At 45.0% G+C, this 9,867-nt stretch carries 10 protein-coding genes and 1 rRNA gene; 7 read left to right on the top strand and 4 right to left on the bottom strand.

What is annotated here, in order from left to right; all coding sequences use genetic code 11:
• Window positions 1–173 precede the first annotated feature (173 nt).
• Window positions 174–285 (top strand): 5S ribosomal RNA (gene rrf, locus Q369_RS0126735).
• Between the two features lie 89 nt (window positions 286–374).
• Here rrf and Q369_RS0126730 read toward each other — a convergent pair.
• The gene (locus Q369_RS0126730) at window positions 375–1,388 is read right to left on the bottom strand and encodes a LacI family DNA-binding transcriptional regulator (RefSeq protein ID WP_031530776.1); all 1,014 of its coding nucleotides are present in this window, start codon (window positions 1,386–1,388) and stop codon (window positions 375–377) included.
• Between the two features lie 231 nt (window positions 1,389–1,619).
• Here Q369_RS0126730 and Q369_RS0126725 point away from each other — a divergent pair, with 231 nt between their 5' ends.
• The 6 genes from Q369_RS0126725 to Q369_RS0126710 are packed head-to-tail and all read left to right on the top strand — an operon-like array spanning window position 1,620 to window position 6,270.
• Complete coding sequence (locus Q369_RS0126725; RefSeq protein WP_031530775.1) at window positions 1,620–3,020, top strand: Gfo/Idh/MocA family protein; 1,401 nt, start codon at window positions 1,620–1,622, stop codon at window positions 3,018–3,020.
• A gap of 32 nt (window positions 3,021–3,052) precedes the next feature.
• Window positions 3,053–3,811, top strand: a complete 759-nt coding sequence (locus Q369_RS0126720) for a glucosamine-6-phosphate deaminase (protein ID WP_031530774.1) — start codon at window positions 3,053–3,055, stop codon at window positions 3,809–3,811.
• A gap of 8 nt (window positions 3,812–3,819) precedes the next feature.
• Window positions 3,820–4,149, top strand: a complete 330-nt coding sequence (locus tag Q369_RS29625) for a DUF5009 domain-containing protein (RefSeq protein WP_229206958.1) — start codon at window positions 3,820–3,822, stop codon at window positions 4,147–4,149.
• Entirely contained in the window at window positions 4,113–4,409 is a 297-nt protein-coding gene (locus tag Q369_RS29620) for a hypothetical protein (RefSeq protein ID WP_229206963.1), read from the top strand. The genes Q369_RS29625 and Q369_RS29620 overlap by 37 nt, the downstream gene beginning before the upstream one ends.
• Before the next feature lie 23 nt (window positions 4,410–4,432).
• Window positions 4,433–4,960, top strand: a complete 528-nt coding sequence (locus Q369_RS29615; RefSeq protein ID WP_229206957.1) for a hypothetical protein — start codon at window positions 4,433–4,435, stop codon at window positions 4,958–4,960.
• 5 nt (window positions 4,961–4,965) lie between these two features.
• Entirely contained in the window at window positions 4,966–6,270 is a 1,305-nt protein-coding gene (locus Q369_RS0126710; RefSeq protein WP_157488329.1) for an alpha/beta hydrolase family protein, read from the top strand.
• A 13-nt stretch (window positions 6,271–6,283) separates the two neighbouring features.
• Here Q369_RS0126710 and Q369_RS0126705 read toward each other — a convergent pair whose 3' ends face one another.
• From Q369_RS0126705 to Q369_RS0126695, 3 genes are all read right to left on the bottom strand, one after another.
• The gene (locus tag Q369_RS0126705; RefSeq protein WP_031530772.1) at window positions 6,284–6,964 is read right to left on the bottom strand and encodes a 2-C-methyl-D-erythritol 4-phosphate cytidylyltransferase; all 681 of its coding nucleotides are present in this window, start codon (window positions 6,962–6,964) and stop codon (window positions 6,284–6,286) included.
• A 76-nt stretch (window positions 6,965–7,040) separates the two neighbouring features.
• Window positions 7,041–8,090 carry a tRNA preQ1(34) S-adenosylmethionine ribosyltransferase-isomerase QueA gene (gene queA, locus Q369_RS0126700; RefSeq protein ID WP_031530771.1) on the bottom strand — a complete coding sequence of 350 codons (1,050 nt, stop codon included), beginning with the start codon at window positions 8,088–8,090 and terminating at the stop codon, window positions 7,041–7,043.
• Between the two features lie 255 nt (window positions 8,091–8,345).
• Window positions 8,346–9,851, bottom strand: a complete 1,506-nt coding sequence (locus tag Q369_RS0126695) for an acetyl-CoA carboxylase biotin carboxylase subunit (RefSeq protein WP_031530770.1) — start codon at window positions 9,849–9,851, stop codon at window positions 8,346–8,348.
• Window positions 9,852–9,867 lie beyond the last annotated feature (16 nt).

The following is a 9,867-nucleotide window of genomic DNA, read 5'->3' as shown; positions in this document are numbered from 1 at the left end:
AATTTAATGTCGAATGCCTCAATGAATGAATGACTGAATATGATTCAATCATTCTCACATTCAATCATTCAAAATTAAATAACTCAAAGACCTTGTTGGGTGACTATTGGAATGGTCCGGGGCCACGCTGGCTTCACCTCTTCCCATAGCGCACAAAGACCAACGAAGACCTTGTTGGTGACTATTGGCCTGGTGTTCACCTCTTCCCATCCCGAACAGAGAAGTTAAGCCCAGAACCGCCGATGATACTTGGATCAAACCTGGTAAAGTAGGTAGTCGCCACAATACCATTACTAAAAAAGCCTTGCAGAAATGTAAGGCTTTTTACGTTATAGTGGCTGTTCAATCACGGACGAAGCGTCTGTGACAATGCGTCATTGTCTACTAGTAGACTCTCGTACAATCAAGTGACAGGGTAGTAAAATCTCTTTTATTTGGTTGTTTTTACTTAAGAGCTGATCAATGATTAGTTCGCAACTGCTTTGGCCAATCTCGAAAGCAGGCTCGGCTATTGTTGATTGGGTTGGTGAGATAATCTCTCCCATTGAATCATTAGTAAAGCCTATAACGCCAACTTCCTTTCCGACCTTAATGCCATTTTTCTTTAAAGCCAGGATAGCTCCAACTGCTTTCCGATCGTTCACCGCGAAAATGGCGTCAGGAGTCTCTGATGCTTCGCTAAAAAGGGTATTAGTGTCTGACTCACCGTCTAATCGGGAAAATCCCGAAGAAGCTACTTTGTTATATAGCATGCCATATTGTTGGAGAGCCGACGTATAACCTTTTATACGATTCTGAGTTAATAAGAGGTTACTCGGGCCTGTAATATGTGCAATTCTTATGTAGCCACAGGATACAAGGTGCTCCACCGCTAAAAAAGCCCCATTGAAATCGTCCTGCATTACTTTGGAAAAACCTGGCTGCGGACTTACACGATCGAAAAATACAACTGGTATTCCACTTTCATTTATTTCGCGAAATTGATCATGTATACCGGTTTGTGACGAAACACAAACTAGCAATCCATCGATGTGATTGAAAGGCAATTCAGCTAAAAGACGTTCTTCCATCTCAGCAGAATCATTTGTCAGGTACAAGATGATATTATAGCCATGCAGATTCGCCGTTTCCTGAATTCCCGTTATCACTGTTGAAAAATAATAATTGGTAATTGTCGGGATTAAAACTCCTATGTTGCGGGTGTGGCGCTGCACCAGGTTAAGTGCATTCAAGTTTGGCTTATAGTTCAATCTTTTTGCGACTTCCAGTACTCGCTCCCGAGTTTCCCTACTTACATCATAAGTGTCTCGCAAAGCACGCGATACCGTGGCTACCGAGATGCCTAATTCTCGTGCTATATCCTTTATAGTACTTGACCTTCGCTGCACCTGAGATTTTTTGATAAATGTAAATGAAATAGGAAGTATGATCCAGTGCAACTTCTATCTATCATTATCGTAAACGTTCTCGCTAATATTTTCGCGGAACAGGTATCAAGTGCCTTTCCAAAGAATGTAAATTGATTGAAAATAAGATCAATGAATGCCAGTAAGCCCATCATTGTTCACATTGCCGACAAGTTATTTCAGGTATATCACTGATTGCACTCTAAAATCATCATGAGAAAACGAGAATTCTTAAAACTTTCGGGATTTAGTGTAGCTGCTGGACTGGCTCCAAATCTTGTAGCGAAGTCAGGACCTGTAAATTCACTTGGCGATCAAGCGCCACTATTTAATATGTCGGGTTATGCTGCTCCTAAACTTGACACAGTCCGCATTGCATACCTTGGGCTTGGAAATAGAGGCACTGGTGCATTAAAACGAATAATCCACCTTGAAAATGTTGAAGTGAAAGCACTTTGCGACATTCGCGAGGAGAATGTAAATGAGGCTGCCAAAGTTTTCGACAAGTCAAATCACAAGCCAACCCTTTATTCGGGGAGCAAGGATGAGTGGAAAAAGGTCTGCGATAGGGATGATATTGACCTCATCTACATTTGTACCCCGTGGAGCCTTCACGCTCCGATGGCATTGTATGCAATGGAGCATGGCAAGCATGTAGCTGTTGAGATTCCTGCGGCTACTACTGTGGAAGATTGTTGGAAATTGGTTAAGACGTCAGAAAGAACAAAGAAGCATTGTATGATGCTCGAAAACTGTTGTTACGACTTTTTTGAACTACTCACCTTGAATATGGCGCGTCAGGGGTTTTTCGGCGAAATTGTCCACGTTGAAGGCGCCTACATTCATGACATTTTGGATTCCTTCTTTGATAAATCGAAGCGATATGATCTTTGGCGATTAAAAGAAAATCGACGCAACGGCAATCTATATCCAACTCACGGGCTTGGTCCTGTGGCGCAGATACTTGATATCAACAGAGGAGATAAGATGGATTTTTTGGTCTCCGTCGCAAGCAATGATTTTATGTTGGGCGCAAAAGCAAAGCAAATGGCTGCGAACGATCCGGATTTTGAGCCATACAACACTAAGCCGCTTCGTGGTAACATGAATACGACCACTATTAAAACGAGTAAAGGGAAGACGATCATGCTGCAACACGACGTATCTTCTCCACGTCCATACTCGCGCATCCATCTGGTGAGTGGCACCAAAGGCACCGCACAGAAATACCCATTGGAAGGAAAAGAAGGGAAGGGAAGGATTTCTCACGGACACGAGTGGGTATCTGATGACGAATACAAGGAGTTGGAAAGAAAATACCAGCCTGAAATTGTCAAACGTATTGGCGAGCTGGCAAAGCAGGTAGGAGGGCATGGCGGAATGGACTTCCTGATGGACTGGCGATTGATCGACTGTCTTCGAAACGGGCTTCCCCTTGATCAGGATGTGTACGATGCGGCTTCATGGAGCGTGATTGCGCCGCTTTCTGAATGGTCGGTTGCGAACAGGTCCAATAGCATCGATATTCCTGATTTTACTTCCGGTGCGTGGAAGAACAATCAGCCGGTAGATCTTACGCTTGCAAAAGGCGGTAATACCAGAGTTAAATCCTGAAATCCAGTATCCAAATCTCTAATCTACATAGTATGAAAATTAATATTGGTCAGACAGATAAAGAGCTCGGCTTTTTCGCTGGTAAAGCAGCAGCGCAAATCATTCGTGAAAGTATCAGGGAGAAAGGTTTTGCAAATATCATTGTTGCCACGGGAACCAGCCAGTTTGAAACTCTAAATCAGCTGATTTCGGAAGACAACATAGATTGGGCCAACGTGACTATGTTTCATTTGGATGAATACATGAACTTGCCTGAGTCACATCCCGCCAGTTTTCGCAAGTATTTACGTGAGCGATTTCTCGAAAAACTTCCTCCATTGAAGGCAGCGTACCTGATCAATGGAGAAGGTAATGTGGAAGAAGAAACACGAATGCTGGACGAGATTATTAGCAAACATCCTATCGACCTTGCATTGGTAGGAATAGGAGAGAATGGACACCTTGCATTCAACGATCCTCCGGCGGATTTTAAAACTGAAAAGCCTTACCTGATCGTCAATCTGGACGAAACTTGCAGGCGCCAGCAAATGGGTGAAGGCTGGTTCGCATCCCTGGAAGACGTACCACTCCAAGCGATAAGCATGTCGATCAGACAAATTATGAAGTCTGCGCGCATAATTTGCTCGGTACCAGATCAGCGGAAGGCAGTGGCAGTAAGAAACTGCCTTGAAAATGAGGTAAGTAATTTGTTTCCCGCCAGTATATTGCAACTTCATCCCGAATGTGTATTTTATCTGGATAGGAACTCTGCAAGCCTGCTTACCAACTCTGAGATCCGGCACTTAGCTTAATCAGCTCAATGGAAACTAGAATACTTCACACATCGGCTGAGCAGGTCAAGCCTGCAAAAAGTCTCAGATTAGCTTCAATCGACGCGCTACGCGGGTTTGATATGCTGATGATTTCCGGCGGCGGCGCCTTTATCTTTTTGCTGGGTGGGAAAACAGGTGTTCCGTTGATAGATGCAGCAGCCGCTCAGTTTGAGCATCCTGAATGGAACGGATTTACGTTTTACGACTTCATCTTTCCATTGTTCCTTTTTCTTGCCGGTACTTCTTTGACGTTTAGCATCCAAAAGGTTTGGCAAAGGGAATGCAACAGTCTGAAATCCGAAATAAGATCTTTGTAAGGATGCTGATCCTGATTGCATTAGGTATTCTTGATAAAAACGCGCCTATCGACATCTTCGATCCGGGCAATATCCGGTACGGAAGTGTACTTGGCCGCATTGGACTGGCCACTTTTGTGAGTGCCCTGATATTCATGCGGTTCGGCTTTGTCCAGCGGTTGGGTATAGCTATCGCCATATTGGCTTTGTACTATCTCGCTTTAATGCTCATTCCGGTGCCGGGCTATGGTGCAGGCGATTTATCATTCGAAGGAATTTAGTAGGCTGGTTAGACCGGAATTTTATGCCGGGTAAACTAAGACAGGGTACTTATGACGAACTCGCATTATTGACACAATTCCCCGCCATTTGCCTGACCTTATTTGGTACAATCGCCGGAGATATTCTTTTGAAAACTGCTGCCGAAAATCAAAAGGTCATAAAGCTCCTAATATTCGGCTTGGCAGGCATTGTCACTGGTGTGGTCTGGAATTCGGTATTCCCGATTAACAAACATCTGTGGTCAAGCTCATTCATTATGCTCACAGCCGGGCTGGCGTTTGTTTTCCTTGCGACCTTCTACTGGATTATTGACGTAAAAGGTTACTCCAAATGGGCTTTTTTCTTTCAGGTAATTGGGATGAATTCCCTGGTAATTTACCTGGCTGTCAGGTTTGTAGACTTTAATGCATCATCCAAACTACTTTTTGAGGGATTTTATAAGTATGCGCCTGAGAAATGGCATGAAGTCTACAATGCGCTGGGCGGGTTTGTACTAGTTTGGCTCTTTCTCTACTTTCTGTACCGAAACAAAATTTTCGTCAAAGTTTAACTTCTATGAATTCAAAGCCGACCGAAGATTTAAATGGGCAAATAGGGCGGCGGAACTTCATCGCTGCAATGCTGGGAACAGCAGCAATCCCTTCATTTTTTGACATTCAAAATCATGCTTCTCTTACATCGAAAGCCATTAACCTATTTGCTATGTTACCAGAGAAAAGTGTAATCGGACATTACGGCTCGTGGGCTAACGCATTACTGCCCAAGGTTCCGTCTTTGTCTTATCGAAATGAGAAGCACAAAGACCTCAAAAGTTGGCAAAAAGAAGCCTTGGCGAAAACCAGGGAGCTCGTCGCCAGTCCGCCAAAGTCGGGAATACCCAAAGTAACTGTTGAAAAAAAATACGTTTTTGACGGTCTTGAAATAGAAGAGCTATCGTGGGAGCTAGGATACGGCAGACCAACAAAGGCAGTATTCTTAAAGCCGCAAGGTGCAACTAAACCATTGCCTGCGGTATTGGGTCTGCATGATCACGCCGGTATGAAGTACTTTGGTTACAGGAAGATTGTGAAAACGTCAGAAGATCAGCATCCAATTCTCATAGAACACCAGAAAACAGACTACGGCGGCAAAGCCTGGGCCAACGAGCTTGCCAGGTCGGGTTATGCGGTTTTGGTCCATGATACCTTTGCATTTGGCAGTCGGCGGGTGCATTACGATGATGTAACAGGACTCAACTGGGGAGCTGTCGATACCACGGGAAAAACCGACAAGGATCCCGAAAAACCGGAGAATATAGAAGCTTATAACGCGTGGTCATCCGAGCATGAACACGTAATGTCAAAGTCGCTGTTCTGCGCGGGAACAACCTGGCCCGGTGTTTTTCTGTCCGAAGATCAGGTTGCATTGGATATTTTAAGTGCAAGAAAAGATGTGGATCCGGAGCGGATAGGCTGCTGCGGATTATCAGGTGGTGGTCTCAGAACGGTGTACCTCGGCGGACTGGATCCCCGGATCAAATGCGCAGTGTGTGTCGGATTTATGACAACCTGGTCCGATTTGATCCTTAACAGGTCTTCCAATCATACCTGGATGACGTATACACCACTGCTTCCGCAGTATCTGGATTTCCCTGAAATACTTGGTCTGAGGGTACCACTGCCAACTTTGGTCCAAAACAATAACCAGGATCCGCTCTATACCTTGCCCGAAATGCAGAAAGCGGATCAGATTCTAACAGAAGTGTATAAGAAGGCGAATGCGCAAGAAAAGTACGCCGCCAAGTTTTACGACGGCCCGCACAAGTTTGATGGTGAAATGCAGAAAGATGCATTCGCCTGGTTTGAAAAGTGGCTAGCATAGCAGGGCTGAGGGTTCAGGAAATCTGACGAAGGTATGTCTCTGCCCAGCGCAAATCCTCTGGCGTAGTGATTTTGATATTTTCGTAAGCTCCATCGATCAACTGTATCGGATATCCTTTTGACTCCAGAACACTCGCACAGTCGGTGAAAGTCTCCTGGTACTCGGTTGCAAATGCGTCGGACATCCAGTCGAGCCGGAAAGTTTGGGGAGTTTGAACAAGCCTCAAATGCGTGCGATCCAATGCTTTATTGCCGATACCCGGCTCAATGGTCCGGATAGATTCCTTCAAGGGCACACTGGTTACTGCTGAGCCGAACTCACGCGCGGTGTGAAAGCCGGCAGCGATAATATCTCTTGAAATAACAGGTCTCACGCCGTCATGCACAGCTACTAATCCGTGGCCAGACCCAATGCTTTTTAAGCCATTTTGCACCGAATGGAAACGGGTGCTACCGCCTGCAACGAGGAAGTACTTTTCGTTAAACCGGTACTCCCCACATAAATTTTGCCAGAACGCAAACTGTGTCTCTGGTAAGACAAGGATAATGTGCAAACTCTCGGAGTAAGCTCTGAATGCGAGAATGGTATGCATTAATACCGGAAGGCCATTTACCGCAAGAAACTGTTTGGGCACGTCACTGTTCATGCGACTGCCACTTCCCCCGGCAACTATTACTGCAAACTCCTGCGTCATATTACAAAAAAGGTCATTTATGGATCAGGACTCAAACCTAATACATAAATGACCAATTAGCCTTAGAAAATTCATGCTAAATAATCAGCATTGCATCTCCGTAGGTGAAGAATTTATATTTTTCTTTAATAGCCATTTCGTAAGCTTTCATCACCAGGTCAAATCCACCAAACGCACAGGCCGACATTAACAGAATAGATTCAGGCAGCTGGAAATTTGATAAAAGTGCATTTGCAATTTTGAAATCATAAGGTGGGAAAACGAATTTATCCGTCCAGCCTTCAACCGGTTTCAAATGCCCGCTTGCCGAGACCGAAGATTCAATCGCTTTCAAAGAGGTAGTTCCCACTGCGCAAATGCGTTTTTTGCCATCAATGGCGGCGTTAACGATATTCGCACTGGCTTGTGAGATCCTGTAATTTTCAGAATCGGTCTTATGTTTGGTAAGATCTTCCACATCCACAGTCCGGAAAGTACCAAGACCAACGTGCAGGGTCACCGGCGCGAAATTTACTCCTTTAATTTCAAGGCGCTTCATAATCGCTTTCGTAAAGTGCATTCCGGCAGTAGGCGCGGCAACTGCACCAACGTGCTCTGCAAAAATCGTTTGAAAACGCTCGCGGTCAGCAGTTTCTACTTTACGACGGGAAATGATTTCGGGAGGAAGCGGAGTTTCGCCGAGCTCATCTACCAGCTTCATAAAAGCATCGTTATCTCCATCATACAGGAAACGGATTGTACGGCCGCGGGAAGTTGTATTGTCAATTACCTCTGCAACCAGGTCGCTGTCTCCGAAATAAAGCTTGTTACCAACGCGGATTTTACGTGCCGGATCTACCAGAACGTCCCAAAGACGCATTTCACGGTTTAATTCTCTCAAAAGGAAAACTTCAATTTTAGCTCCGGTTTTCTCCTTTTGTCCATATAGACGGGCTGGAAAAACCTTTGTATCATTGATCGCCATTACATCGCCATCGTCGAAATAATTGATCAGGTCAGCAAATGTTTTATGTTCGATTTCACCTGTTTTACGATGTACAACCATCAGGCGTGACTCGCCGCGGTCAGAAGGATGAAGGGCAATTAGACTTTGAGGGAGATCAAACTTAAATTCGGAAAGCTTCATAGCTGGAAAATCTGTGTATTTCTTATGTAGTAGAATAAAATGCCGGCTGGATAAATGTACCTATTCACTGGATCCGGCCTTTATAAGTAAAATCAATTTCTGAATGGCGACATTCACTTATCAAAGAAAATTTGAGACTGTGAATACTTGTAGCGAATCAGTTATCGGTTATTATTTACAATAATTAAATGGCACAAAAAAATTAAGAGCGCAAAAGTAGGAATTTTCCGGTGTAAATCCTATCAGTTTGTGAGATTAGCGCAAACCCAGCCTGCTCGATTTCCACTTACTGGGAGCAGTTGCTGCAAGCTGACTTTGAACCGGTTTGTCGGTAACCTTATCATTTAGCAACAGTGCAGAAATCAGGGCAGCAATCTCATCCGCATTAGGAGCCGAAATTGGTTTAATCATATCGGGATTGAAATACCGCCCAATAAAGTTGGTATCGAACTCGCCGGATATAAATGCAGGATGCTCCATTACAAACCGGCAGAATGGAAGCGTTGTCTGAACGCCGGAGATCTGGTATTCGTCGATCGCGCGAACCATCTTTCTGATCGCATCTTCGCGGTTCTCGGCATAAGTGATCAGTTTGGCGATCATCGGATCATAATAAATAGGGATATCCATACCCTGCTCAAATCCATCGTCTACCCGCACACCATTTCCATCGGGCTTGACGTAGGTATGCAACTTTCCGACATCCGGAAGGAAGTTGTTGGCAGGATCTTCGGCGTACACGCGGATTTCAATGGCATGTCCCGTAATGGTCAGATCTTCCAGGTTGATCTGTAATGCTTTACCTTCTGCAATCCAGATCATTTGTTTAACTAGATCAACAGAGGTAATTTGTTCAGTAACCGGATGCTCCACTTGTAAGCGGGTATTCATTTCGAGGAAATAGAAGTTCTTGTTCTCGTCCAAAATGAATTCGACCGTACCCGCACCATAGTAGCCGCACGATCGTGCTACGTCCACCGCGCAGCGGCCCATTGCCGCCCGTATTTCAGGAGTAATGGAAATGGACGGGGCCTCTTCTACTACTTTCTGGTGCCTGCGCTGAATAGAGCATTCCCTTTCAAATAAATGGATGATATTGCCTTGCTGATCGCCGAGAACCTGAATTTCAATGTGTTTTGGTGATAAAATGTATTTTTCAATAAAAACAGATCCGTCGCCAAATGAAGCAAGCGCTTCACTAACTGCACGGTCCATCTGTTCGTCGAAATCAGCTTCGCTATCTACCACGCGCATTCCTTTTCCACCGCCGCCAGCACTTGCCTTGATTAAAACAGGATAGCCTATCTCCCGGGCAGTCTGCTTCGCTTCCGTGCGGTCGGTTATAGCCGAGACAGTTCCTGGTACCATTGGAATATTATACTTGGCCGCAGCCTGTTTTGCAGCCAATTTGCTTCCCATTACTTCAATGGATTCTGCGGATGGTCCAATGAAGATCAAACCTGCTTCTTTTACTCTCCGGGCGAATTCTGCATTTTCTGACAAAAAACCATAACCCGGATGAATTGCATCTACATGCAGTTCGCGGCAAACTCTCAGGATCTTTTCGATATTCAGGTAAGATTCTGACGAAGCTGGCGGACCAATGCAGACAGCCTCGTCTGCATAGCGCACGTGAGGCGATTTTCGATCAGCTTCGCTGAAAACAGCCACGGTAGCAATATTCATCTCCCGCGAAGTGCGCATAATCCGTAACGCGATCTCGCCCCGGTTGGCAACCAGTATTTTCTTGATCTGAGTCATTCAAGTCGAGTTGTAT

Origin of the sequence: Dyadobacter crusticola DSM 16708 (assembly GCF_000701505.1) — a bacterium.
Classification (GTDB): Bacteria; Bacteroidota; Bacteroidia; order Cytophagales; family Spirosomataceae; genus Dyadobacter; species Dyadobacter crusticola.
This window is presented reverse-complemented; position numbering and strand designations above follow the sequence as displayed.

Coding starts and splice junctions, on each gene's coding strand:
- Q369_RS0126695 (WP_031530770.1), bottom strand. CDS start 9,851: ATGACTCAGATCAAGAAAATACTGGTTGCCAACCGGGGCGAGATCGCG.
- queA (WP_031530771.1), bottom strand. CDS start 8,090: ATGAAGCTTTCCGAATTTAAGTTTGATCTCCCTCAAAGTCTAATTGCC.
- Q369_RS0126720 (WP_031530774.1), top strand. CDS start 3,053: ATGAAAATTAATATTGGTCAGACAGATAAAGAGCTCGGCTTTTTCGCT.
- Q369_RS0126710 (WP_157488329.1), top strand. CDS start 4,966: ATGAATTCAAAGCCGACCGAAGATTTAAATGGGCAAATAGGGCGGCGG.
- Q369_RS29620 (WP_229206963.1), top strand. CDS start 4,113: ATGCAACAGTCTGAAATCCGAAATAAGATCTTTGTAAGGATGCTGATC.
- Q369_RS29625 (WP_229206958.1), top strand. CDS start 3,820: ATGGAAACTAGAATACTTCACACATCGGCTGAGCAGGTCAAGCCTGCA.
- Q369_RS29615 (WP_229206957.1), top strand. CDS start 4,433: ATGCCGGGTAAACTAAGACAGGGTACTTATGACGAACTCGCATTATTG.
- Q369_RS0126725 (WP_031530775.1), top strand. CDS start 1,620: ATGAGAAAACGAGAATTCTTAAAACTTTCGGGATTTAGTGTAGCTGCT.
- Q369_RS0126705 (WP_031530772.1), bottom strand. CDS start 6,964: ATGACGCAGGAGTTTGCAGTAATAGTTGCCGGGGGAAGTGGCAGTCGC.